Origin of the sequence: Crocosphaera sp. Alani8 (assembly GCF_038442745.1) — a bacterium.
Taxonomy (GTDB): domain Bacteria; phylum Cyanobacteriota; class Cyanobacteriia; order Cyanobacteriales; family Microcystaceae; genus Crocosphaera.
Window position 1 is genome coordinate 1 of record NZ_JARVCN010000333.1, and the last position, 26,564, is coordinate 26,564.

Annotated in this window: 20 protein-coding genes; 10 read left to right on the top strand and 10 right to left on the bottom strand. The window is 39.4% G+C overall.

Translation table 11 applies throughout. The features are described from left to right. Positions 1-101: 101 nt before the first annotated feature. The 5 genes from P9B04_RS17370 to P9B04_RS17390 form a co-directional block, all read right to left on the bottom strand. The gene (locus P9B04_RS17370; protein ID WP_342056238.1) at positions 102-932 is read right to left on the bottom strand and encodes an amino acid ABC transporter substrate-binding protein; all 831 of its coding nucleotides are present in this window, start codon (positions 930-932) and stop codon (positions 102-104) included. A gap of 114 nt (positions 933-1,046) precedes the next feature. After that, positions 1,047-1,568, bottom strand: a complete 522-nt coding sequence (locus P9B04_RS17375; RefSeq protein WP_342056239.1) for a hypothetical protein — start codon at positions 1,566-1,568, stop codon at positions 1,047-1,049. 29 nt (positions 1,569-1,597) lie between these two features. Continuing rightward, positions 1,598-2,521 (bottom strand): bestrophin family protein, encoded by a 924-nt coding sequence (locus P9B04_RS17380; RefSeq protein WP_342056240.1) that lies wholly within the window; start codon positions 2,519-2,521, stop codon positions 1,598-1,600. Positions 2,522-2,530: 9 nt separating this feature from the next. Continuing rightward, on the bottom strand, positions 2,531-4,471 hold the full coding sequence (locus P9B04_RS17385) for a transglycosylase domain-containing protein (protein WP_342056241.1): 1,941 nt from the start codon (positions 4,469-4,471) through the stop codon (positions 2,531-2,533). A gap of 325 nt (positions 4,472-4,796) precedes the next feature. Then, positions 4,797-6,140: a histidine phosphatase family protein gene (locus tag P9B04_RS17390; RefSeq protein WP_342056242.1), complete on the bottom strand. Its 1,344-nt coding sequence runs from the start codon at positions 6,138-6,140 to the stop codon at positions 4,797-4,799. A gap of 122 nt (positions 6,141-6,262) precedes the next feature. Between P9B04_RS17390 and P9B04_RS17395 the strand changes: the two genes are divergently transcribed. The 4 genes from P9B04_RS17395 (at position 6,263) to P9B04_RS17410 (ending at position 11,990) form a co-directional block, all read left to right on the top strand. Continuing rightward, the gene (locus P9B04_RS17395; protein WP_342056243.1) at positions 6,263-7,837 is read left to right on the top strand and encodes a hypothetical protein; all 1,575 of its coding nucleotides are present in this window, start codon (positions 6,263-6,265) and stop codon (positions 7,835-7,837) included. A 9-nt stretch (positions 7,838-7,846) separates the two neighbouring features. Then, positions 7,847-9,511 (top strand): ArnT family glycosyltransferase, encoded by a 1,665-nt coding sequence (locus P9B04_RS17400; RefSeq protein ID WP_342056244.1) that lies wholly within the window; start codon positions 7,847-7,849, stop codon positions 9,509-9,511. Positions 9,512-9,525: 14 nt separating this feature from the next. Beyond that, the gene (locus P9B04_RS17405) at positions 9,526-11,085 is read left to right on the top strand and encodes a CPBP family intramembrane glutamic endopeptidase (RefSeq protein WP_342056245.1); all 1,560 of its coding nucleotides are present in this window, start codon (positions 9,526-9,528) and stop codon (positions 11,083-11,085) included. A gap of 98 nt (positions 11,086-11,183) precedes the next feature. Next, positions 11,184-11,990 carry a hypothetical protein gene (locus tag P9B04_RS17410; RefSeq protein ID WP_342056246.1) on the top strand — a complete coding sequence of 269 codons (807 nt, stop codon included), beginning with the start codon at positions 11,184-11,186 and terminating at the stop codon, positions 11,988-11,990. A gap of 103 nt (positions 11,991-12,093) precedes the next feature. Here P9B04_RS17410 and mnmG read toward each other — a convergent pair whose 3' ends face one another. Continuing rightward, positions 12,094-13,998, bottom strand: coding sequence for a tRNA uridine-5-carboxymethylaminomethyl(34) synthesis enzyme MnmG (gene mnmG / locus P9B04_RS17415; protein ID WP_342056247.1), 1,905 nt, complete (start codon positions 13,996-13,998; stop codon positions 12,094-12,096). Between the two features lie 329 nt (positions 13,999-14,327). On the opposite strand from mnmG, the gene P9B04_RS17420 reads away from it, so the two are divergent. The 5 genes from P9B04_RS17420 to P9B04_RS17440 all read left to right on the top strand — a co-directional run bounded on the left by P9B04_RS17420 (position 14,328) and on the right by P9B04_RS17440 (position 22,935). Beyond that, complete coding sequence (locus P9B04_RS17420) at positions 14,328-14,801, top strand: Fur family transcriptional regulator (RefSeq protein WP_342056248.1); 474 nt, start codon at positions 14,328-14,330, stop codon at positions 14,799-14,801. Positions 14,802-14,806: 5 nt separating this feature from the next. Beyond that, on the top strand, positions 14,807-16,471 hold the full coding sequence (locus tag P9B04_RS17425) for a DUF3685 domain-containing protein (protein ID WP_342056249.1): 1,665 nt from the start codon (positions 14,807-14,809) through the stop codon (positions 16,469-16,471). A gap of 112 nt (positions 16,472-16,583) precedes the next feature. Next, the gene (gene ftsH, locus P9B04_RS17430) at positions 16,584-18,497 is read left to right on the top strand and encodes an ATP-dependent zinc metalloprotease FtsH (protein ID WP_342056250.1); all 1,914 of its coding nucleotides are present in this window, start codon (positions 16,584-16,586) and stop codon (positions 18,495-18,497) included. A 226-nt stretch (positions 18,498-18,723) separates the two neighbouring features. Continuing rightward, entirely contained in the window at positions 18,724-20,547 is a 1,824-nt protein-coding gene (gene mrdA, locus P9B04_RS17435) for a penicillin-binding protein 2 (RefSeq protein ID WP_342056251.1), read from the top strand. Between the two features lie 207 nt (positions 20,548-20,754). Further along, entirely contained in the window at positions 20,755-22,935 is a 2,181-nt protein-coding gene (locus P9B04_RS17440; protein ID WP_342056252.1) for a lytic transglycosylase domain-containing protein, read from the top strand. 12 nt (positions 22,936-22,947) lie between these two features. On the opposite strand, the gene P9B04_RS17445 is transcribed toward P9B04_RS17440, so the two are convergent. The 3 genes from P9B04_RS17445 to P9B04_RS17455 are packed head-to-tail and all read right to left on the bottom strand — an operon-like array spanning position 22,948 to position 23,817. Continuing rightward, positions 22,948-23,136, bottom strand: a complete 189-nt coding sequence (locus P9B04_RS17445; RefSeq protein ID WP_342056253.1) for a CPXCG motif-containing cysteine-rich protein — start codon at positions 23,134-23,136, stop codon at positions 22,948-22,950. A 28-nt stretch (positions 23,137-23,164) separates the two neighbouring features. Further along, positions 23,165-23,401: a DUF6737 family protein gene (locus tag P9B04_RS17450; RefSeq protein WP_342056254.1), complete on the bottom strand. Its 237-nt coding sequence runs from the start codon at positions 23,399-23,401 to the stop codon at positions 23,165-23,167. A gap of 14 nt (positions 23,402-23,415) precedes the next feature. Continuing rightward, positions 23,416-23,817, bottom strand: a complete 402-nt coding sequence (locus tag P9B04_RS17455; RefSeq protein ID WP_342056255.1) for a DUF4332 domain-containing protein — start codon at positions 23,815-23,817, stop codon at positions 23,416-23,418. A gap of 334 nt (positions 23,818-24,151) precedes the next feature. On the opposite strand from P9B04_RS17455, the gene thiO reads away from it, so the two are divergent. Next, the gene (gene thiO / locus P9B04_RS17460) at positions 24,152-26,107 is read left to right on the top strand and encodes a glycine oxidase ThiO (RefSeq protein WP_342056256.1); all 1,956 of its coding nucleotides are present in this window, start codon (positions 24,152-24,154) and stop codon (positions 26,105-26,107) included. An 8-nt stretch (positions 26,108-26,115) separates the two neighbouring features. Here thiO and P9B04_RS17465 read toward each other — a convergent pair whose 3' ends face one another. After that, a complete protein-coding gene (locus tag P9B04_RS17465; RefSeq protein ID WP_342056257.1) occupies positions 26,116-26,346 on the bottom strand; it encodes a DUF4327 family protein in 231 nt (76 codons plus the stop codon). Positions 26,347-26,564 lie beyond the last annotated feature (218 nt).

The following is a 26,564-nucleotide window of genomic DNA, read 5'->3' on the forward strand; positions in this document are numbered from 1 at the left end:
TGTTTGGCCTAAGTTTTCGCAGCGAGTGACCCCTGGCTTTTTGAGAAGATACGGTGTCTGGGGTTATTAAACTTTAAGCAAAGAATGTTTTCCATCCCATCCTAGTCTGCTTGTTCTATGATGTAGGGAAATTCCCCCGTATTGAGACTAAACCATTCTTGTTGCAGGATACGGTTTTCAGGGCTAAGAATAGTCAAATTAACCAGTTTTTTCCATTGGGGATTACTTTGAGGTAGGATGCAACCGTACAATTCTGTTGTGATGGGTTGAGAAGGTAATAAAACAAAATCCCCTAGATTACCACCTTGTTGGACAATTTCTCCTAACAATAATATCCCATCGCTGACTACAGCTCTCACTTCGTTCTCCTTTAGTTTTTTTACCCCTTCTTGTCGACTTTTGATATCTTTCCAGTTAGCTAGGGGATAGATTTGGGGAATAATTTCTTGAGTGGTTGTTCCTGGTAAAAAGGCAATAGGGATATCCGTTAAGTTACCGTTATAGTCAAATTTGGGAGCATCTTCTAATTTCACTAAAAACTGCGCCCCTGTCATAAAAAAAGGTACAGAAAAATCAACCCTTTTGGAACGAGTTTGGGTGATAGTCGTAGCCCCACACACAATATCAACATCGTTCCGTTGAACAATGCGAAACCTACTATCTATTGTAGCTTCTCTGAGGTTTAATTTTATGGATTGGTTGAGTTCTTTTTCTAATCTTTTGTGAATTAAATCAATAAGATCAACAGAGTATCCTGTCCATTTTCCACTTCTATTAACATAGCCAAAAGGGATAGCATCTTTTCTTACCCCTGCATTTAATTCCCCTGTCCGTTTGACTTTCTCTAAGACGGTTTCAGCTAAAACAAAATGGGGAAAAAAGCAAGATAGAATAAGAGCTATTAAGACAGAAACTGAAATTTTACTTTTCATTTGATTAGTATCTGGCTATGGACGTAAATTAACTGACCCATATATTCTTATAAAGTTCCTCTTAGCAATTCTAATTTGTAAAGGAATCTTAAGCATAAAAAAAGTTACTTTATTCTATATATTTTCTATATTTTTTTTAATAGTTTGCTTTTGTTCTTCATCGTATTGCCACTTTTCTAGAAAACCCTGATAACTTCCTTGATTATTGTTGATTGTTTGCTTTAATTCTTCTAATTTTTGGTTGATTATTTCTAAGTTAGCTAGTCTAATTAAATTACAATTCCTTTGAGCAACTTGTTCGGAATTTTGGGCTTGTTCCTCGTTGTCATTACGACGATGGGTGATAGACATCGCTGAGGACATAGCAAGATTTTTTACTAATAGTTCGCTAACAATATTTGGAGAGGTTTTAAGAGCATTTACAACGGACTGAGTGGGATTATCTGCTAAGGAGAGTTCGCTAGTTAAATAGATAACAAAAAATCCCCTTGCTCCGTTTTCACTATTGACCAAAGTTGTAACTATTTCTTCTATTTCAGAGTCTTTTAGTTGTTCATTAACCATTGCGTCTACGAGTGTTCTGGTTAACTGCAATGCGTCTTCAAAAGAGAGATCGTTAGGAATATGCCAATTCATTGTCGTCAGTAAAATTGTGGTTACTAAGGTTAATTTTGTCGAGAGTAGCTAACACAGGGATCTAAGGTAATTAAATCTTCGATATTTTTCTCCATAGTATAACAAATCTGATCTAAAGGGAGATCGTTTGCATCGTAACCGAAGGGATCTTCAATTTCTATACCAATGGCTTCGATGCCAAGTATGGTAAAACTAATTAAAGCAACAATAGGGGCTGTCATCCACCCTAATTCATCTACAAATTGAAAAGGTAATGTTAGACAATATAGCAAAACTAACTGTTTCAAATGGATAGTATAAGCTAAAGGAATAGGAGTTTTAAGAATTCTCTCGCAAGCTCCTAATACATCTACCATAGTGTCTAATAATTTAAACAAAGTAGTTAGTTGATAAGAGTCAATACATTTATTTTTGTATTGCTCTTGTAGATAGTCACCGATCCAAAAAGCAATCTTTAGGGGAGGATGATTCATCGTAGATAATTTTTCATACTGTTTCGGTGTTAAAAATCTAACTAACTCTTCGTTAACTGCCTCAGAACGTAAATGTAATTTAGTGGCGATCGCAAAGGCAATTAAGAGTCGTAAAGTAGCAATCTTTTCAGTGCGATCGCTATCATCGTTTTCCTTAATTGTCACCCAAATAGTACGAGATAAATTCCGAACTGTATTAATCAAAGTTCCCCAAAGTTTTCGCCCTTCCCAGTATCTTTCGTAAGCTGTATTAGTACGAAATACTAACAGTAACCCCAAAACAATACTAGGAACTAAACCACTCTCTAGGGGCAAAGCCACGTTTAACCCAAAATGGTACAAAACGCTAACTCCCAGAGCAAAAAAAGCACACCAAAAAACTCTAGGCAAAATGGAGGGGATAACTGAACCTCGCCATTGCCAGATAAAACGAAACCAGGGGCGGTGGTTAGGATTTGGTAATAATTTTCCCCTGTTCATCTTGGTGGGCTATTTTTTTTGTTTAACTTTGGGACGGGGAAACTTAGAAGCGGCGTGAAACTGTAAAACAGGTTCATTTTTGAGGGCTTCTGTCATAAAACTACGCCAAATAGGGGCAGCGTTACCGCCTCCTGTGACTCCCTTACCCAGAGCGCGGTTAGCGTCGTCTCCAACCCATACGGCAGTTGATAATTGAGGTACGTAACCCACAAACCAGACGTTCCGTTCGTTGTCGGTGGTTCCTGTTTTCCCGGCTGCAGGGCGACCGATATTGGCGGCGCGTCCGGTTCCATTGTTGATTACCCCTTGTAAAACGGTGGTTAAGGAAGCTGTTGCCCAAGGATCAAGCACCAATTGAGGTTTAGGGGTATTATCCACCAAAACATTGCCCCGACTATCGGCAATTTGTACGATGATGGTAGGTTCAGAATACCAGCCGTTGCTGGCGAAAGTAGCGTAAGAGTTGGCCATTTCTAGAGGGGTGATATCACCGGCACCCAAGGGGAGGGAAATTACTGGGCGCATAGGGCTTTCTATACCCAAACGACGACAGATTTCAATCACCTTACTAATGCCCACTTTTTGCCCGAGAACCACGGCAGGAACGTTGCGAGATTGAATCAAAGCAGCCTGGAGAGATATGGGCCCAGAAAAGCTACCACCGTAGTTTTTGGGACTATAAACACCGCTACCGTCGCGATAGCTGACGGGACTATCGTTAACTACCGAACCGGGTCCGTATTTGCCACTGGCGAAGGCGGTGTAATAGACGAAGGGTTTGAAGGATGATCCAGGTTGGCGACGGGACTGGGTAGCACGGTTGAGTTGGCTTTTTTTGTAGTCCACACCTCCCACAACGGCTTTAATGAAGTGGGTTCGGGGGTCAACTGCTACCAATGCTACCTGTAAGTCTTTGGTTCTTATCCCTCGACCTCTTAGTTGCTTGTAGCCTTTTTTAACCGCTTCCTCTGCTTTTTCTTGCATGAAGTAATCTACAGAGGTTTGAATACGCATTCCCCCTTTAGTGATCACTTCTTTGCTGAAGGTTTCTTGTAACTCCTGCATCACAGTATCGGTGACGTAGGGAAGTTTACTCCCTTGCCAAGAGGTGGGTTTTCCCACACCCAGAGGGGCTCTGTGGGCTGCTCGGGCTTCTTCTGGGGTAATCCAGCCTAAAGTCGCCATGCGGTCGAGAACCATCTTCTGACGTTGCTTAGCGTTGCTGTAGTTGTTGAAGGGGCTATAGGTTTCTGGGGCTTGTATTAACCCGGCCATCAAGGCAGCTTCGGCTAGATTTAGTTCTGATGCTGGTTTGTTAAAGTAACTTTGGGCAGCGGTTTGCACTCCGTAATTATTGTGACCCCAATAGATGTTATTGAGGTACATTTCCATAATTTCCTCTTTCTCGAAGAATTGTTCCACACGAATGGCTAGAACAGCTTCGGAGAGTTTACGGCTAAAGGTTCGATCCCTGGTTAGGAAAATGTTTTTCACTAGCTGCATGGTGATGGTAGAGGCCCCTTCTACCACCCCTCCGCTTCTCCAGTTGACCCATAAAGCCCGACCAATACTGGTGGGGTTGATACCGTGGTGCAAATAAAAATGGCTGTCTTCGATTGCTAAGACAGCCCGTTTTAGTTCTGGCGAAATCCTTTCTAAGTTAACTGCTTCCCGGTTGGCTTCCCCGTGGAGTCGGCTTAAAAGTCTGCCTTTGATGTCGTAGACGTAGCTGGTTTCCGATGGGGAATAGCTTTGCAGAGTCCGTACATCAGGGAGGTTACGGAAGCTAATAGCTAAGCCGACGAGTCCTCCTGCTACCATAGAACTAGCTAATAAGCTGGCTCCTAGGGCTGTTCCTCCAGCAGTGCGAAGAACCCCTTGGATAAACGAAAGTTCAGGGTTAGGGGTCTTCTTAGTGTTTGGTTTCTGTCGAATAGTGCTAAACGACACGATGTTTAATTTCCTCACTCCGAAAGATCAATATAGTTTTATATAAACAGGGATTTACAAGTTTATAGTTTTTTGTTTATTGATATAGTAGCTTACTAGAATTTTGATAAGAGTCAATCCCCTGTTCTTATTATGGACATTTTTTGTAATGGGTGGTGTTAGGGGGTGTTCTCGTTTATGGGTTTTTGATCCCTGAGTTTCTCCCTTCTCAGAGCGTCAATACACCGCCAACATCTTGGTTGAGGCTGCGGGGGAGCAGGGAGCAGGGAGCAGGGAGCAGGGAGCAGGGAGCAGGGAGAATAGGATCTTTGTGATTTACTTAGCGTTACAATGCCCCGGCAGCAGTTTTATCTAACACGCTACCTAAATGGGTGGTAATGTTGATAGCTTGCAGTACGGGATCTCCATCCAAACCTTGAGGATAGTCAATGACGCTAACGCAGCCATTACCTTGTTTGATGTTCCAGAAGTTGGCTGGTTGTAGCCCTAATAATTGACATAAAATTGCTTTATTGATGGCATCATGAGCAACAACAATGCCGATTTTAGGGTTAGGATCTTCGGTGTAATCTTTCACAATATTTTGCCAACAAGCAACCGCCCGATCCCAAACTTCTTGCAGGGTTTCTCCTTCCGGCATTTGCACAGTTTCTGGGGCTTTTTTCCACTGTTCGAGCATTCCAGGAAAATCTGCTTCTATTTCTGCTTCTAGTTTGCCTTCCCAAAGTCCATGACAAATTTCTGTTAGGGGTTCCCGCAGGTCTAGGTTAATATTTGAATGATATTGTAGGATTATTTCGGCTGTTTCTTTGGGTCGTGATAAAGGACTACTTACACCGAAATCGATGTTAATTTCTTTGAGAAAATCCGCTGCTTTTTGTGCTTGATTTTTTCCATTTTCGTTTAAGGGAATATCTCTGATTCCTTGGAATCTAGATTCTCGGTTCCATTGGGTTTCTCCATGACGAACAAAGAGCAATCTCAAGCTATTTTCTTGGGAACGAGGGGGAGGAATAGGAATGCCTAAATGGGAGGTTTGATTGAGAGATTCTAGTTGGACAATATCTCCCCAATTTCCTGTAAAATTTAAAATATTAATACAACAATTTGACTGTTGAATGCGGTGATAATGGGAGGGAGGAACACCGATGGCACTCATGATTAAACAGCGATTGATGCCGTTATGAGCAACTATTAAGATAGTTTTGTTTTGATGTTGCGTGATTAGTTTTTGCCAAAATTCTTTTGCTTGTTCGTAAAGAGAAAGTACAGGAAAATGCTCTTTTTTTCCTTCAGGAGTTGACAAGACCATTTTGAATTCATGGGGACGTTGTTTCCAACATTTATAATCTTCAGGAAATTTCTTAACTACCTCATCTTTATGCAACTTTTCCCACAAGGGAAGGTCTACTTCTCTTAGTTGTTCGGTGGGAGATAAGGTGGGAGGTTCTTGAAAGCAGTTTTGAATAATCTCTGCGGTAGTTTTTGCCCTTTGTAAAGGACTACAATAAATAGCGTCAATGGGTAAAGAATTTAGGGTCTCGCCGGCTTTTTTTGCATCTTGACGACCTTTTTCTGTTAAGACAGATTCATCGTTACGCCCTTGAATCAATTTTTGGGCGTTGTAGTTACTTTGTCCGTGGCGCACTATAATAACTCGAGTGGTCAATGTTCCTATCCTCCCTGAGAATCATTAATTTCTAGATTACAGGTTCTTGGGACTTTATATTCAACTTATTTTTTTGTTTGCTAAATTTCTTATTAGTGTTTTTAAATTATTTTTCGTAACCTATGGTCTTAAAACACAAAATTTTATCTTCATCATCTACTCAGTTAGATCATAAAAAGAAGGGTTTGGAAATAAGTTTAATTATTATTTTTGCAGTTGTTACCTTAATTGGTATCTTAAATCATGTCATGTGGCGTGATGAGTTAAACGGTTGGTTAATTGCTAGGGATAGTTATTCGATTAGTAATTTTTTTGAAAACGTTAAATACGAAGGACATCCGCTTATTTGGTATGTTTGTTTATGGTTTTTGAATCAGATAACGGCTGACCCTATAGCTATGCAGTTTCTTCATTGGTTGATTGCTGTCGGGACTATTTCTATTTTTATTCTGTTTTCTCCTTTTACCCAAACTCAGAAGATTTTATTTACTTTTGGCTATTTACCTTTATATGAATACTCTTTAATTAGTCGTAATTATGGAATTGGTATTCTCTCAATTTTTATCTTTTGTGCTTGTCTTCCAACTCGCCATAAGTCTTACATTCCTTTAGGATTTATTTTAGCAACTATGGCTAACACCAATGCTTATTGTTTACTGATATCCTTAGCATTGGTGTTTACTTTAAGTATTGAATACATTTTTAAAGATTATTTTCAGTATGAAACGAAAGCAACTAAATATAATTTTATCATTGCTTTAATTATCTTCTCTATAGGGATCTTTATATCAGTCTTGATGTTATTACCACCTTCTGATAGTACATTGCAAGGAGGTTCGAGTCAATGGTTTTTTCAGTTCGATTTTAATCGTTTAACTCAAACAATTACCAGAATTTGGCGCAGTTATATTTTAGTTATTATCCCTAGTGATTCTAAACCAATAGATTTATTTATTTTTTCAGGTTTTTCTCTTGGTTTATTTATTTTTTGCTTATTTATGATCATCAGAAAGCCTGTAGCTTTATTATTTTATGCAGTGGGAAGTTTAGAAATTTTAGCTTTTACCTATGCCAAGTTTTTGGGTTCTCAAAGACATTATGGACATTTATACATAATTCTCATTACTGCTTTGTGGATAGGAAGTTATTATTCTAATTCTGAAATAATTATTGACTCAATAGATAATATTTCTAGTCGGTTGTCGAAAAAGATTTTAAATGCTTGTAATTTTGTTAGTTATCATAAAAAATCTTTTTTACTGTTTATATTACTTTTACAAGTTATCGCTGGAATTGTGGCATTCAGCCGCGATCTTATTACCCCTTATTCTAGTAGTAAAGTCACAGCAGAATTTATTAGAGATAATAAATTATCAAACCATTTCATCATGGGAAGCGAAGATTTTACTATCGCACCCATCAGTGGTTATCTTAATCAAAAAATATATTATCCTGAGAGTCAAAAATTTGCTAGTTACGTTCTTTTCAACAATAATAGAGGAGTAGTTAATGATTTTGACATAATTAACCAAATGATTGAAATTATGAATCGAGAAAACGAAGAAATTTTATTAATTATGAATCGAGAATTTTCTGAGCGAGCGCCTAAACTAACGATTCAGTTTTTAGAAAAATTTACTCAATCTTTCATCTATAACGAAAAGTATTACCTTTATTTAGTAAAATCCTCTTCTTGATAAATTAGTATGATGAAAATCAATATAAAAAATGATAGTTTTTGGTTTTTGTTGCTGTTAACATTAGCTTTATTTTTATGGATATTCAATTTAGATAATCTTCCCTTGAGAGACTGGGATGAAGGATACTATGCCAACGTAGCACAAGATATGTTTAAGTCAGGTAATTGGCTATATTTAACCTATTCAAATCAGCCTTTCTTATTAAAGCCTCCCTTAATTATCTGGCTGATTAATATTAGTTACAGCTTCGGAGGTATAAGCGAATTTACTACCCGTTTTCCTTGTGCTTTACTGACTGCTTTCGGAGTTCCTTTACTATACTTAACTGGAAAAGATTTATTTTCAAAACAACAACCAGCTATCCTTAGTAGCTTAGTATATTTAACTTTATTACCCGTAGTCCGTCATGGTCGTTTGGCTATGATAGATGGTATGATCAATACGTTTTTTATCTTTTCTATTTTTTCTATAGTAAGGTCTAAAAAACAACCTTTCTGGGCAGTAGGTTTTGGTATCGGTATGGGATTAATTGCTTTGAGTAAAGGAATTTTAGCTTTAGCTTTAGGAGGTGTTTTAGGAGTTTACATTCTTTGGGATAGGGAAAGAGAAAATATAATATATTTCTTGCTTAAGATAACAAAAATATTAGGATTAAAGAGTGTACTTAATAATCTCTTAAAAACAAAATTTACCACCTCAGAAAAAAGCACAACAAGTCTGCTCAAGAATTTTATGTTTTGGATAGGTTTATTTTTGGGTTTTTTACCTGTAGTGATTTGGTATTCTTTGCAAATTAAATATTACGGCGAACAATTTATAGAAGTTCATTTTTTACAACAAAATTTTAACCGTTTATCCACTGCTGTTGAGGGTAATAGCGGTTCCCCTTGGTATTATATTTTAGAATTGATTAAGTATAGTTTTCCTTGGTTAGTATTTTTACCCTGTGGTTTGTTTTTAGCTTGGAAAAAACGGCAACAGAGTTGGGGTAAATTAGTGCTAACCGGGTTTTTTCTTTTTTTGACAATTATTACCATTATGGGTACTAAGCTTCCCTGGTATATAATGCCTATCTATCCTTTTTTTGCGTTGGCTATCGGTTATTATTTAAGCTATTTATGTAAGTTTAAAAAATCCTACCCTAAAGCATTCGTATTTAGTTTTTTTATTTTAAGTATTTTAACCATAGCTGGAATAGTTTATTTATGGAAAGAAACTCAAGATATTATTCTTGTTGTTATGTCTTGTCTGCTTTTTGTAACTTTCATACTAACTAGCAAAAAACTCAAACAAAATACTCCCAATTTTGTTAGTGTACTTGTTATTGGTCTATATGTTAGCTTGTTGTTATTTGTAACATCAAATTCTTGGATATGGGAACTAAATGAAGCATTTGAAGTTAAACCTGTGGCTAGTCTAATTAAACAAAATACACCAACACAAACTATTATTTATACTTCATTTGATTATAGTCGTCCGAGTTTTGATTTTTATAGCGATCGCCAGATACTTGCTGTAGATAAGGAAACATTAGAAAACCTGGCTTCAGAGAAATCTTACTTATTACTAGATCAGGAAACTTTTGACAATTTAAAGTTCACTAATGTTAAAATATTAGGAGAGATCAACGAATTCATTTTGATTTCTACTAATAATCCACAGCCAGAGTAGTTAGAGAAAGTTGAATGACAACTAAAAGAGTAATATTAATTGTTTTAACTATCGTTTCACTTATCCCAGTCATCCTATCATTAATTAGTAGTATTAATCAACCACAGGTTCAATCTAATTTACAACTTTATCAAACAGACTTAGTGCTACAAGCATCAGAATTTTCAGGAGAAAGTATCGATGGATTTGAGCAAATTCGTGAATCAGTGTTAGGGAAAAATCCCTATAAAGCAGCTTTAAAGCAATATGAAAATAGCAGAACACTATCTAAGAAAAATTTAAACCAATTAGAAGATAATCTAGAAATTATTAATGCACAAACTACAACTGTTAGAGAATCAGATAATAACAATTCTTTTCCCATTGTTCTAGAAACTAATGAACAACAAAAATTGCAGTTAGAAGTTAGCCAACAGAAAAAAGAACTCGACAAGATAGAACTCAAAATAGGACTCTTGGAAATAGCCCAAGAAAACACAAAAAAAGGGGTGAAAACCTTAAACAATTTACAAGAATCATCTGTTTCACCTTCCTTACAAAACACGGCTAAAACTATCAGTAATTTGTGGAATAATAAACCCTCTACTTTAGCAGAATCAGAGTCAACAATTAAACAAGAATTAAGAGGATGGTTTCGTGATTATTCCCTTAAGAAACTTTACCAAATACAGGAACAACAAGATAATTTAATCGAGTTAGAAAAAAGCCAACAGGAACAGGCAGAAAAAGCTATAATTAAGTTAACTGTTATTGCGATTATTCCCGTAGTAGGCGGATTAATCGGACTGGGAATTATTATCTTTTCCTTGATTCAATTAGCCGTCAAAAAGGAATCAGCAATATTAATGCTAGACCAAAGTTTAAAGTGGGAAACTCCTTGGAAAATAGAAATCCCTTGGCAGGTTCTAATAGTTGGATTTCTATTTTTTGGACAAATTATTATACCTATTTTAATTAGCTTTCTCAGCATTAATTTAACCGAATTAAGCTTAAGAGGAAAAGCTTTTTATGTTTTAGCTAGTTATATTGCCCTATCTGCAGGGGGGATAGGAGTGCTATATTTATCTATCAAATCCTTTTTTCCCTTACCCAAAGACTGGTTCAAATTTAGCTGGCTAAGTAACTGGATAATTTGGGGATTAGGAGGCTATTTAGTTGCCTTACCCTTAGTAGTAATTATCTCATTAATTAACCAGAATATTTGGGATGGACAAGGAGGAAGTAACCCCTTACTTTCCCTCGCATTAGAAGGACAAGATATAGTGGTTCTAGCTATTTTTTACTTTACCGCAGCCATTGCAGCTCCTTTTTACGAGGAAATCATGTTTCGTGGCTTTTTATTACCCTCTTTAACTCGTTATTTTCCCGTATGGGGAGCTATTGGAATTAGCAGTCTAATTTTTGCCGTTGCCCATCTTAATCTTTCAGAAGTGCTTCCCTTAACTGTTTTGGGTATTGTATTAGGGATTGTTTACACTTGCTCCCGTAACCTTCTCTCATCTATGTTATTACATAGTCTTTGGAATAGCGGCACCCTAATTAGTCTTTTTCTATTGGGGAGTAGTAATAATTAAAAAAAATCAACAAAACATTGAACAGTGATAATAAAGTAACACTCTCAGGGAATAATAAAGATGATATAACCTCAAGAAACCAGCAAATTGAATCGTCAATGAATAGCACATTCCCACAACAACAGTTAGGAAAAATGATAGGAACAATTGCTATTATTGCCCTCAGCTTAACGGGGGTAATATGGCTCCAAAAATCTCTAATTGCTCCTGAAACAAAACAGTTAACCCCAGAAGAATATGAGAAACAACAAGCACTAGAAAAACTACAATTAAACGTTTACAAAAATTTACCCAGTTTCGGGTATGGTAACATAGCAGCAGACTGGTTTTATTTGAGGTTTATTCAGTATTTTGGAGACGGGGAAGCCAGAAAACACACTGGATATCCTCTAAGTCCCGATTATTTCCAGTTAGTAGTAGAAAACGATCCCAGTTTTGTAGATGCTAATCTCAGATTATCGGTATCTACCTCCCTTTTCGCAGGTTTACCGCAAAAAAGTGTCCAACTTTTAGAAAAAAGTTTAGAAAATACCCCTAGTAAAATTGTTTCTCCTCTGTATCATCCTTATTATTTATGGGTTTATAAAGGAGTTGATGAACTGTTATTTTTAGGGGATGTGGAAGCCGCAAAACACTCTAACACAATGGCTGCTAACTGGGCTGATACATACCCTGATGAAGTAAGTAAAAATTTAGCAAGAAGACGACGACAAACTGTAGAATTTTTAGAAAATAATCCTGACAGTCGGGTTGCTCAAATAGGGGCTTGGTCACAGGTTTTAAACAGTGCTATTAATGCAGAAGCTGTTGAACGCGCCTTGGGAGAAATTCAAGCTTTAGGGGGTGAAATTCTTGTTACTCCTGATGGCAATATTAGTGTTAGTGTTCCGGAACATATTGATTAAATCAAAAATTTTCTAAGTTCTAATTTTAGGTCAGAAAGTGGTTCTATCTAGCTGTTTTATACCAATTCCTAACAATAACTAGATAGATAAAAGACTCTTTTACTTATACAGATTGATAACGCGATCGCAGTTCTAAATAAACCAATAAAGCGTTAATATCAGCAGGATTTACACCGCCAATGCGAGAAGCTTGACCAAGAGTCAAAGGGCGAACTTTGGTTAATTTTTCCCTCGCTTCCATAGAAAGAGTGTCTATGGACATATAATCGATGTCTGAGGGCAAATTTTTATTACTATGTCGGCTAATTTGTTCGATTTGAATTTGTTGGCGTTTTAAATAACCTGAGTATTTAATGTCAATTTCTGCCCCTTCTTTTTCAACAGTTGTTAACTCTGTATTTCCTAATCCATAATGTTCCAAATGATGGTAATGAAACTTGGGACGACGCAATAAATCAGCTAAAGTAACGGAACCTTTTATCTTTTGTTGGGTGTCATCAACGATTCTAATCGCAGCCTCGTCCCTCTCTTTAATTCTTGTTTCATAAAGTCGCTCTTTCTCCGCCACAATATTAGCCTGTTTTTGTTGAAATAAAGACCAACGACGGCTATCAATTAAACCAATTTCTCTACCCAACGGGGTTAACCTTTGATCCGCGTTATCCGATCTTAAAATTAGTCGATATTCGGAGCGAGAAGTTAACATTCTATAGGGTTCTCGTAAATCTTTTGTACACAAATCATCGATCAATGTACCCAGATAACTCTCTTCTCTGGGGAAGATAATCATCTCCTCATCTTTCACAAATTTAACTGCATTTATTCCAGCAACAATACCCTGTGCCGCAGCTTCTTCGTAACCAGTTGTTCCGTTTACTTGTCCAGCACAAAATAACCCTTGAATTTTCTTGGTCATCAAAGTGGGATAACATTGAGTTGCTGGTAAAAAGTCATATTCTACAGCATAAGCAGGACGCAACATGACGCAATTTTCTAGCCCTGGTAAGGTTCTTAACATGGCTAATTGTATCTTTTCCGGTAAGCCAGTGGAAAACCCTTGAATATACAATTCTGGTATTTCTCTTCCTTCCGGTTCGATAAAAATTTGATGACTTTGTTTATCCGCAAATCTAACGATTTTATCCTCAATAGAAGGACAATAACGGGGGCCTTTAGAGTCAATAAACCCGCCATAAATAGGGGATAAATGTAAGTTATCTTTAATTAATTGGTGAGTCTTAGGAGTGGTTCGGGTTAAATAACAATTCATTTGTTCTTTCTCTACCCAAACTTCTGGATCGAAGCTAAACCAACGTACCTCCTCATCTGGGGGTTGGGGTTCCAGGCGAGAATAGTCAACCGATCGCTTATCCACCCTTGCAGGGGTTCCTGTTTTCAGTCTTCCTGTCTCAAACCCCAGATCATTGAGGGTTTCCGTTAAACCCACCGCAGCAAACTCCCCTGCTCTTCCTGCTTCCATTGACTTATTTCCGATCCAGATGCGACCCCCCAGAAAGGTTCCCGTGGTCAAAATAACCGTTTTTGCCCCAAAACAACTACCAAAGTAAGTCTCGATACCTATTACTTCGTCGTTTTTCCCCAACACCAAATCCGTTACCATCCCCTCACGGATGCTTAAATTATCTTGATTTTCGACAATTTCCTTCATCACTGCCGCATATTCCCGTTTATCTGTCTGCGCCCGTAACGCCCACACAGCAGGGCCCCGTGAGGAGTTGAGAACCCGTTTTTGTAGATAGGTGCGATCAGCCATTTTCCCTATTTCTCCCCCTAAAGCGTCTACTTCATGGGTTAACTGGGACTTCGCAGGACCTCCGACAGCAGGGTTACAGGGTTGCCAAGCGATGCGATCGAGGTTTAGGGTTAACATGAGGGTACGACACCCCAAACGGGCTGCAGCCAGGGCGGCTTCGCACCCAGAATGGCCAGCACCCACAACAATGACATCAAAGCTATCTTGGAATTCAATGGCAGTGGTAACGGTCATAATTTGGAAAGGACAGGGGTTATGTTTGACTACTACCTCCTATTTTAGCGGATAGGTTCGGAGGTCTTTAACTTTGCTGAGATCAACATCTAATTTGAGTTCGGAGTTGGGAGTTTGGAATTAAGTCTTTTTTGAAGATATGATGGGTGTCTGAGACTCCTTAATTTTACCAATTTTCTATAAATTGCCTTATCTCGTACTCAAGTATCTAAGTATATATTTATCTTAGACAACAAGGCCCACAGTAAATAGTTACAGTGTGGACACTTGAGACGAATTTAAGCTAGATTGGTAACGAGTATGTTTAAGTAAAATTTAACCCACATTTTATGAAAGAAATAGTCGAAGAAAATGCAAAAATACGATCTTTAGAAGATGCTTTAAACCGTTGTCAATGTCTGGGAATGCGTATTAGTCGTCAACGTCGCTATATCTTAGAATTGTTGTGGAAGACCAAAGAACATCTCTCAGCAAGGGAAATTTACAATCGTCTTAGTCAAAACGGGAAAAATGTTGGTCACACATCGGTTTATCAAAACCTAGAAGCTTTATCTACTCAAGGGATCATTGAATGTCTAGAACGTTGCGATGGAAGGCTTTATGGAACAATAACCGACTCCCACAGTCATGTCAATTGTTTAGATACTCAACAAATCATCGACGTTCATGTTAAGTTACCTCCAGACTTAATTCAACAGATAGAAGCACAAACAGGAGTGACCATTACCGATTATCGTATCGATTTTTATGGTCATCAACAACCTGAACTTTATGAAAACCTAACCAAGCCCTCGCCAGTATAACCTTTGTGAGCGATCGCCCTATTTCACTGCTTATCATAGACAAAGATACCATTTTTCGCTTAGGACTCGCAACGCTCTTAAGCAACTATCCACAGTGGGAAATTGTTAGTCAAACCGATAACATCGCAGACGCTTTAGTTGAGTTATCAAATAACCCTTTCGATTTGATTAGTTTGGATCCTAATTTAATCGATGAAACTTGGTCAGTTGAAACTTTCTATCAGCAAGTGAAAGAAATTCAACCCCAGATAAAAATATGTTTACTTTGTTACGATTTAAACCTAGAACAACAACAAGAATTCAAAAAAATAGGTATAGCAGGATATATTAATAAAGGAGTAAGTATAGAAACTTTACTTGAAAATTGGCAAAAGATAATACAAGGCGAATCTGTTTGGCCAGTCGCTATTTCTAGTCAACTATCTAAAGTTGGCACTAAAAAGTCTCAACAAAATTGGCTTTTTAAAGTAAGAAAATCAGGAATAGAACAAATCGATATTAATTTAGATTTAATCAATGAGAACCTGAAAAATATGAATAAATCTAAGTTAGATAAACTATTTTGGAAAGGAAGGAAAAGAGAATTATTAACAGCGAGATGGTTAGTCAAACAATTGCTACCATTGGAGACAGTTATTTTATCTCCTAAAGTACCCGATAGTCAGTTAGTTAATATAGAAGAATTATCCCTTATAGAAACATCAATAAATCAGGATAAAAGAGCAAAAATATTTGACGAGACTCTTGAAAAAGTTCAGCAAAATCTTGATAATTCAACTCAATGTTTATTAGAAATAGACATTTTAAATTATCAGAGCAAAAAAGAGGTATTGATAATTGTTTTAAAGCAATTTAACCGTATTATTAGTGACATTAAGTTTATTGAGAATAACAACGTTAAATTATCAAAATCAGGTAATAATTTATCTATAATAGCCAGGTTGTGGAGAGAATCAGCTTTAATTTTTCTGACTAAATACTGCAACGACGGAGAAAAACTTATTTTAGAAGATATAGAAATAATCATAGAAGAAAATGAAGAGTTAGTAAGTCGAGAAATTTTAGACAAAATTCCTTACTTTGCAGAACTGTTTAATTTTATTCTTTTAGAAAATGAGTCAAATAGAAAAGAAGTGGATAAACCAATAGAAAAAATTATGCACAATACAATAATACAAGTTGCTAACGGAATTATGTCCTTGATTCTCAATTATTTCTCAGACAACGAAGAAGTAAAGAAGACACTATACAACATGGAAATAGCATCCTCCAGAGAAATTGCTAAATTTAGAAATCAGTTAGCCTGGGAATATAGAAAACAAGAATATTGGGGAGAACCAAAAGATATATTTGAAAGTCAATATAGACTCTTCTTCTTTGCAGAAAAAGGAATTGATTTTGCGATTATTTATAGTCCCCGCCAACAGGAATTAAATAGCTTAAGAGGGTTACAATGGAGCGTAACTGTACTATTAGAAACTAGAGATGCGATCGCCCCGTTATTAAGGTCTTTAGTGGGAACCGTCGGCAAAGCATTAGTTTATGTTTTAACCCAGGTAATTGGCAAAGCAATTGGATTAGTTGGTAAAGGAATTTTACAGGGAATTGGTAATAGTTTTTCAGAAAGAGATTATCAAAAGAAACCACCAAAACGCAAATCAAAATCCTAAATAATGGTTCAGAGCCTCCCCTATATGCCACTTCATCGTTCATAATAGATTAAGACCCCGTCTTTAGTGACAGAACTTAAATAAAGAGTAATTTTTTAACAACTGACTGGTTATGAAATACATCTCCTCCTCAACCTCACGACACAATGAACATCAAACAGCGATTCATGAAAAACAACGGGAATTAAACCGTCCTAAACGGACTCAAAAACGTCGTTCCAAAGGGTGGGGGAAATTAATAACTAGTACCCTGTTCTTACAACTACTGCTGATGGCCGGTCCTAGTTGGGGACAAGAAAAAGAAAAAGAAGAATATAGCTATAGCCAACTTTTGAATGATATCGATACAGGGAGAGTTAGCCTAGTAGAAATCGATCCCAGGCTACAAAAAGCGAAAGTTACCCTCAAAGGTCAAGAAGAAACGGAAGAAGTTCCCTTATTACAACAAAATCCTGAACTTATTAAAAGTCTCAAAGACAACAATGTCCAAATTGACTACAACCCCTCTCCTGACAATTCAGGTATGGTAAGCTTCCTATTCCAACTCCCCTTTATACTACTGGTATTTATTATCTTAGTTGCTATTATTCGTCGTTCAGCCAATATGTCCGGTCAGGCTATGAGTTTTAGTAAATCCCGTGCTAGGTTTCAAATGGAAGCCAAAACCGGCATCTCTTTTGAAGATGTAGCCGGCATTGACGAAGCCAAAGAAGAACTACAAGAAGTGGTTACATTCCTGGCAGAACCCGAAAAATTTACCGCCATTGGCGCAAAAATTCCTAAAGGGGTACTTTTAATCGGTCCTCCAGGAACAGGGAAAACTCTCCTTGCCAAAGCAGTAGCCGGAGAAGCAGGAGTTCCCTTCTTTAGTATTTCTGGGTCAGAGTTTGTAGAAATGTTTGTCGGTGTTGGTGCTTCAAGGGTTCGAGACTTGTTCAAAAAAGCCAAAGAAAACGCCCCCTGTCTGATCTTTATCGATGAAATCGACGCAGTTGGTCGTCAACGTGGGGTTGGTTACGGTGGGGGTAACGATGAACGAGAACAAACCCTCAACCAGTTATTAACAGAAATGGACGGATTTGAGGGAAATACAGGTATTATCGTCATTGCCGCCACTAATCGTCCCGATGTATTGGATCGAGCTTTAATGCGCCCTGGAAGATTTGACCGTCAAGTGATGGTAGATTACCCTGATTTAAACGGAAGACAAGGCATTTTAGAAGTTCATTCTCGGGATAAAAAAGTAGATGAGGAGGTGTCCTTAGAAGCAGTCGCCCGAAGGACTCCAGGGTTTACAGGGGCAGATCTTTCCAACTTACTCAACGAAGCCGCCATTTTTACCGCTAGACGACGTAAAGAAGCCATCACAATGGCAGAAATTAACGATGCTATCGACCGAGTGGTTGCCGGTATGGAAGGAACCCCATTAGTGGATAGTAAGAGTAAGCGATTAATCGCCTATCATGAAATCGGCCACGCCTTGGTCGGAACAATGATTTCAGGTCATGATCCAGTAGAAAAAGTCACCCTCATTCCCAGAGGCCAAGCCAAGGGGTTAACCTGGTTTACCCCCGATGAGGACGCAGGATTAGTTACCCGAAATCAATTGTTAGCCCGTATTGCTGGTTTATTGGGGGGTAGGGCAGCCGAAGAGGTGATTTTTGGGGAAGATGAAGTGACTACGGGTGCTGGTAACGACATCGAAAAAGTAACCTATTTAGCCAGACAAATGGTTACTCGTTTTGGAATGTCTGAACTAGGTTTATTGGCTTTAGAAGAGGATAATCAAGACAACTACGCCGCCTTTGATAAAATTGCCACCAAAATTGACTTACAGGTTAATCTGATCGTAGAAAAATGTCACGAAAAAGCACAAAATATTATCCGAGAAAATCGAGTGATGGTGGATCGTTTGGTGGATATTTTGATTGATCGAGAAACCATTGAAGGGGAGGAGTTTCGTCAGTTATTGAAGGAGTTTCAAGAACCAGTGGACTCGGGAATCGAACTTTGTAAGTCGGTTTAATGGAATCGAGTGTAAGAACTTGCTTGTTAGTTTTGGAGTTCTCAGCAATAAATTTAATAGAGTACGGGCATACCTCGACGTTTGTTAAGGTATGCCCGCTTACATATCACTGTTTACTGATAACTGACAAATACAAAAATATATTAACTAATTTTTCTCCTGCCATAACCAGATAGGAAATCTTAAAATATAATCCTAGAAACGGACATCAACTTTTCTCGGCAATATGTGGTTAAAACAATCTTCCCAGTCTAAATTACAAACTCCTATCTCCACCGATAAATATACTTCATATAATACTCGGCAAAACAAAACCAACCGAACCATAGGACAGAAACGTCAACCCCTATTTATCATGTCATTTGTCAGTGTGATCCTTTTAGGAGCCATTGGCAGTCGCTTAGCCTTTTTACAACTATTACAAGGACAGGACTTTCGTGAAAAAGCAGAAGATAACCGAGTTCGTATTGTCCCTAAACCCCCCGTCCGTGGCAACGTTTTTGACCGCAAAGGTCGAGTTTTAGCCTCCACTCGTCTAACCCACGCAGCCTATCTCTGGCCAATGGTAGTTAACCAACCAGACTGGCCAGAAAATCGTCAATACCTAGCCCAACTCCTCTCTATTCCCGAAGAAAGTATTGAAAATAAGATTCAACAGGCCGGTTACAACGCTTCAACCCTAATTAGGATAGCTCGTAGCTTAAGTCCTGCCCAGATCACCGCCCTAGAAGAATTTAAAACAGAATTAAATGGCCTAGAAGTAGACATTGAAACCGTTAGGGACTACCCAAACAAAGAAATAGCAGCCCATGTTTTAGGTTACACAGGAGAACTCAACCCAGAAGAACTGAAACGCCGACGCTCTGAAGGATATCGCTTAGGGGATATCGTGGGTAAAATGGGGGTCGAAGCAGCCTACGAGCAACAGTTACGGGGAGAATGGGGCGGCATCCAACTAGAAGTAGATGGTGCCGGTAAAGTGATGAAAGTTTTAGGGCAAAAAGTGGGTCAACCGGGTAAAGATGTCACCCTTACCCTGGATCTCGATGTGCAGAAAGCAGCCGAAGCCGCTTTAGGGGAACGTATTGGGGCGGTTGTCGCCCTCAACCCCCAAACAGGGGGAGTTTTAGCCATGGCCAGTAATCCCACCTTTGACCCCAATATTTTCTCTACCCAAATCACCCCCCAAACTTGGAAACAGTTACAAAAGAAAGGAAATCCCTTCGTAAACCGCTCTTTAAGAGGATTTCCCCCCGCCTCTACCTTTAAAATCGTCACTGCCACCGCCGGCTTGGAATCTGGGAAATATCCCCCCAACACCATACTAAGCACCTTTGCCTATCTCAACGTCGGCGGAACCGCTTTTGGGGAATGGAACCGAGCCGGGTTTGGACCGATGGGTTACGTTCGTGCCATGGCCTGGAGTAGTAACACTTTTCACGGTCAGATTGGTCGCGGTGTGGGGGGACCCACCCTGATTAAATATTCTCGTCTCTATGGGTTTGGCTCGAAAACCGGCATCGAGTTAGGGGAGGAGTCCTCCGGATTAATCGCCGATAATGAGTGGAAACTGAAAAATTATGATTGGGAATGGACCGATGGAGACACGGTGAATATGTCTATTGGTCAAGGGTTTACCCAAGCAACCCCCCTACAGGTAGCTATTATGTTCGCTGTACCGGCTAACGGTGGTTATCGGGTAAAACCTCATTTTTTTGAAGAAAAGAACGATCTCGACAAATGGCGTACCTCTATGAACCTTAAACCCAGTACCCTGAAAATCCTCAGAGAAGGACTCAGAGCGGTGGTTTCCAGTGGAACAGGAAAAGCCCTCAATGTTCCCAGTTTGCCCCCTGCGGCTGGAAAAAGTGGTACCGCAGAGGCCCCTCCAGGGAAGTCCCATGCTTGGTTTGGCGGCTTCGCTCCCTACGACAAGCCAGAAATTGTGGTAGTCACCTTCGCAGAGCATTCTGGGGGAGGTGGCGGTGCAGTGGCAGCTCCCATGGTTCGTCAAGTGATGGAAGCTTATTTTGACAACAATAAAAAGTGAGCAGTGGATTATCTTTTGTCTAGCAGTCGAACTCACGTTTTACAGGACACTCTGGATCATTGAAACCCGCTCGGGGAAAGGTTTTAGCTTCTGCCTCCTGCCCTCTGCCTCCTGCCTCCTGCTATAAGTGACCGTTCACTGCTAGAATTTACTTAAGGAATCTTAAAGGTATTAATATATCTTTAAACTGTTGTGTGTGGGGATGGAATGCTTAAACCACTGAAAAATAAACGACCTCTTCTTATTTTCTCTAGTGTATTGTTACTAGGATCTTTGGCTACCGTTGTCTTGACTCCGAGGGTTGTAGAATGGCTCGAAGCAAAAAAACAGGCTGAAATCGAAATAACTCTCCAAGAAGATAGTAATAAACCCTCTCTCGTTTTTACTTTAGCTGAAATTCCTGCCCAACAAAGACGGGAACAACTAGAAGCGATCGCATCTTCTGAAACCCTGTCCCTCGAAAGAAGTCGCGCCCGTTACCTATTGGCTAACGATCTCCTACAGGAATACGAGGGAGGTCCTGCTTTACGGCAACTAGAAGGGTTAGAAACAGAATATCCCACCTTAGTACCCTATGTTCTCCTCAAACGGGGTCGCGGTTACGAGTTGACCAATGAAACCGAGTTAGCTCAGTCCACTTGGCAAGAATTGTTAGAAACCTATCCTGACTCGTTAGCTTCTGCTGAAGCAATGTATCGACTCGGGAAGTACGATCCTAGTTATTGGGATCGGGGGATCGAAAAATTTCCCCAACACCCCAACATTCAAACAGTTATCCGTCAAAGGTTGAAGGAAAATCCCCAACAACCCAAATTGTTGCTATTGTTAGCCAAATACGCAGCCAATGATCCTCAAACCAACCCTATTCGCGATCGTTTAGTGGCTCAATATGCTTCCCGACTCACCCCCGAAGATTGGCAAGTTATTGGCGATGGTTATTGGGAGGTCAATGACTTTTACAAAGCGGCCATGGCTTACCAGAAAGCCCCTAAAACTCCCCAGAATTATTATCGCATTGCCAGGGGACAACAGGTACAACCCCGAGGAAACAACAGAGAAACAGTAATTGCCGCCTACCGTCGCCTGATGTTTGGTTTCCCTGAAGCGGAAGAAACAGCCCTGGGATTGAAAAGATTGGCTCAATTATCCCCTCCACAAACCGCTATTACTTATTTGGACGAAATTATCAAAAAATTCCCTGAACAAGCTCCAGAAGCTCTGTTAGACAAGGCTGAATTGTTGGATAAATTGAATAGGAAAGCGGAAGCCGGGGAAGTTCGTCAAACCCTTTTATCTAAATATCCCAACTCTGACGCAGTGGCGGAATATCGTTGGCAAATGGCTCAACGGGCAGCGGAGAAAGGAGACGCACTGGAAGCTTGGACTTGGGCCCAACCCATCGCCACCAATAACACCGATAGTTCCATTGCCCCCAAAGCAGCCTTTTGGGTGGGAAAATGGGCCCAGAAATTGGGTCGTATCGAAGATTCTCAATCTGCTTTTGAGCATGTGGTGGCCAATCATCCCCAATCTTACTATGCTTGGCGATCGGCGGTACAGTTGGGCTGGAATGTGGGGAATTTTAACAATATTCGTCAAATGTTGCCCGAAGTCAATAAACCTAGCAGTCGTCCTCTTCCTCCTGCTGGTTCGGAAATGTTTGGGGAGTTATACCGTTTGGGAGAGGATCAAGATGCCATCACTTTATTCCAAGCAGAAATCGGCGATCGCCAAGAACTAACGGTTAATGAAGGGTTTACCGATGCGTTATTAAAGTTAGTTCAAGGGAAAAATCTTCAAGGTATTAATCAGGTTTGGTATCTCCAAAAACAGGATGATCCCGAACAACAAAAGCAATGGCAAGAACTGAGAAAAACGGATCAATATTGGCAAGCTTTATTTCCTTTTCCTTTCTACGATACTATCATTGACTGGTCTACTCGCCGCCAATTAAATCCTCTTTTAGTTACCTCATTAATGCGGCAAGAATCTCGGTTTGAACCGGAAATTAAATCTCCAGTGGGAGCAACCGGTTTAATGCAGGTAATGCCGGCAACGGGGGAATGGGTGGCGAATAAAATCAATTTGACTGATTATTCTTTGACCGATCCTGATGATAGTATTAATTTAGGAACTTGGTACTTAAATTATACCCATTCTGAATATAGTAATAACTCTTTATTGGCCATCGCTAGTTACAATGCTGGACCTGGAAATGTCTCAAAATGGGTCAGAAGATATCAGGTTAGTGATCCTGATGTTTTTGTGGAAAAAATACCCTTTCGAGAAACTAAAGGATATGTTGAATCTGTGTTTGGTAATTATTGGAATTATCTACGGATTTATAATCCAGAAATTTCTCAGCTATTACAAAAATATGCAAAATAGTTGTTGTTTATTTCACTCTTGATAGTCAGTATCTATAGTGACTTCTAGGGTGTCTTCATCAACTGTTATATAAAGAATATTGGGGCGACAACACACTTGACAGTCTTCGATGTAAGACTGGTTACTACCTGCACTAAGATCTATAAAAGTTGTACTAGATTCACCGCAAAAAGCACAACTATACTCTGCTGTTGTTTGCATTATTTTCTTATTTCCCAGTTACCAGTTATTACATTGTTTTTTGACTTTCTACATACTCTTTAAACATTCGAGGATACAAAATTAAAAAATAAACCCACCAAACTACAATTAGAGAGGAGACAATAGCTGTTATCCAAACAATATGAACAATAAACCAGCTACCAGAACTCAATACTATTCCTGTTAATAAAATAGACCAAGGTTGACACCACCAAGGTTTATGATCCCAGATATTAGATGATTCTATATTAGATAAGTCTGTCATAAAAGTTTTCTCTTCTAAATTTTTTTAGCTTCGTTAATCCAAGTTTTGATTACATCAAGAGAAGGACATAGATCTTTTCGTTGTAAATTGGCAACTTGTAGCTTAAGAATTTGTCGATGTAAAGAACTAACAGAAGTTTCAGCTAATCGATTCACCGATATAATACCTGAATGTAAAATGAGTCCGCAATAATCACATCCCACACTAGAAACCCTAGCTAAATCAGCCAAGGCAACCCATTTGCTAACCAATTGTAGTTGACATTTTAATAAATTAGCTAAATGTTGCTTATTTTCTTTAGTTTTAGTTACCTCGAGTAAATCTTGAGTATTATTAATTCCTAAAAGCTTTAATTGTTCTTGATTGTCTTTACTTAATCCAGGTAACTGTTCAATCGACCAATAAGAAGAGTCCATAAAATTTTTGCTTTAGCATCGATTCAAACCGGTTATTAATATGTTAACTATTAACAATCGAATTTGGGTGGTGAAAAGTAATCCAAATACTACTGCGACTATTTCTCTAATAGCGATTTTCAATTGAGTGGCGAATCTAATAATCTAACTTCTGCCTCCTGCCTCCTGCCTCAAAGCTAGAAACTTTTTAATCTATACATAAGAAAACTTCGATAAAAACAGCACTGATTCTATCTTAAACAAAATTTCCAAATTGAAAGCAGCGATCGCTTCTAAATGAAAGCCCAAAACGAGTTAAAGTAAAAAAGGTGGGGTGAAAATACGTAAGAGAATTATGAACGCAACAAAGGACATCATTATCATCGGCGGTGGTATCATTGGAATGGCGATCGCAGTAGACTTGAAACTGCGGGGCGCATCGGTCACTGTTTGCGATCGCAACTTTCCTCAAACCGCTTCTGTTGCTGCAGCTGGAATGTTAGCACCCCACGCCGAAGAAATCTCCCCAGGCCCCTTACTCGATTTATGTTTAAAGTCTCGTTGGTTATATCCCGAATGGGTACGAAAATTACAGGACTTGACAGGCCTAGATCTAGGTTATAATCCTTGCGGTATTCTCGCCCCAGTGTACGATCTCCCGTCGGTTGATGTTCGCAACCATAACCAAGGTCAATGGCTAGATAAAACCGCCGTACGCCTCTATCAGACTGGGTTAGGGGACGATGTAGTGGGTGGTTGGTGGTACTCCGAAGACGGCCAGGTGGATAACCGTCAAGTTTTGCAAGCTTTACGGCAAGCAGCAAAACAATTAGGGGTAAACATCAGAGAAGGTGTCACCGTTCAAACCTTACAACAAAAAAACGGTAAAGTTACCAGCATTTTAACCAATCAAGGAGAATTAGAAGGTAACACCTACATTTTGGCTAGTGGATCTTGGGCAAGTCAAATACTGCCGGTTCCAGTACGTCCCATCAAAGGGCAAATGTTAGCCGTGAAGATGCCTTACACTCCCAATGAACCCTATCCCCTACAACGGGTTTTATACGGTCCTAGCACCTATTTAGTACCCCGTCAGCATGGACGTTTAATTATCGGTGCAACCTCCGAAGATGTGGGTTGGACTCCCCATAATACCCCTCAAGGTATAGAAACCCTGATTAAACGGGCAACAAGATTGTATCCTGATTTAGCTAACTGGGAAATCGAGGAATTTTGGTGGGGTTATCGTCCAGGGACTCCCGATGAATTACCCATACTGGGTTACTATGGTTGCGATAATTTAATTTTAGCCACCGGTCATTATCGCAACGGTATTTTACTAGCACCGATCACTGCTTCTCTCATTGCAGACTTAGTAATTAATCAAAAAATAGATCCCATACTCAACAATTTTCAAGGCGATCGCTTCTACACTCAACCCACTTCTTCTATGACCCCATTTAATGTTTACCCTGTTCCTACTGCTATCAACAGCAACAATGGAAACTCTAGCTTATCTTCCCCAGATGACTTAATCATCGCCGGCCGCAAGTTTCGTTCACGGTTGATGACAGGGACTGGAAAATACCCTAACATTGCCGTGATGCAAGAAAGTGTGGCCGCTAGTGAGTGCGAAATCGTTACGGTGGCTGTTAGACGAGTACAAACAAACGCCCCTGGTCACGAGGGGTTAGCTGAAGCGTTAGACTGGAATAAAATTTGGATGTTACCCAACACTGCCGGTTGTAAAACAGCAGAAGAAGCTATCCGAGTGGCTAGGTTGGGGCGAGAAATGGCGAGATTATTGGGGCAAGAGGACAACAATTTCGTTAAATTAGAGGTGATACCGGACTCCAAATATTTGTTACCCGACCCCATTGGTACCCTAGAAGCGGCAGAAATCTTAGTCAAAGAAGGGTTTGCGGTGTTACCTTATATCAACGCCGATCCTATCTTAGCCAAACGCTTAGAGGAAGTAGGTTGCGCTACGGTGATGCCGCTAGGATCACCCATTGGTTCCGGTCAAGGGATTCGTACTCGGGCTAATATTGAAATTATTATCGAAGAAGCAAATATCCCTGTGGTGGTAGATGCAGGGATTAGAACCCCTAGCGAAGCGTCCCAAGCGATGGAAATGGGTGCGGATGCTGTATTGATCAATAGTGCGATCGCTTTGGCTAAAAACCCCGTTTTGATGGGGAAAGCTATGGGTATGGCCACCGTTGCCGGCAGATTAGCCTATTTGGGGGGAAGAATACCAGTCAAAGATTATGCGATCGCCAGTTCCCCCCTAACCGGAACCGTTGTTTAGGCACTACATTAGTCGCGCCATTCTTCTTTGCTTAACAAATCAATAATAGAATCCCTTAAGAGAAAATCATGTCTTTCCAGTTCACATTCTACACTGGGCCATTCACGGGCAGGGATATACTTGCAAAGGGTGTAAATAGGTTGTTGTTGGTGAAGAATCCTCTCTTTTACTAACCTCGCAGCCTCTTCTTTAATAACATCAACGGTGTATGTAATGGGAGACTTGATGACTTTAACCATAACTAATTGCCTCGCTGAGTTTTACGAACACAACACAAAGGATGACCCGTCACCCATTATCCGTTATTAAATATACAGTTTCAATATACGAAAACAATTTTTAATGTGACCCAGTAGAGGGGGTGAAAAGTTAGCAGTTAACTGCATAACTACTGCACCTCCTGTGACACTCCTCCCGACGCTGAGCCAGTGGGTACAGCGCGGGCTTCCCTACCTCA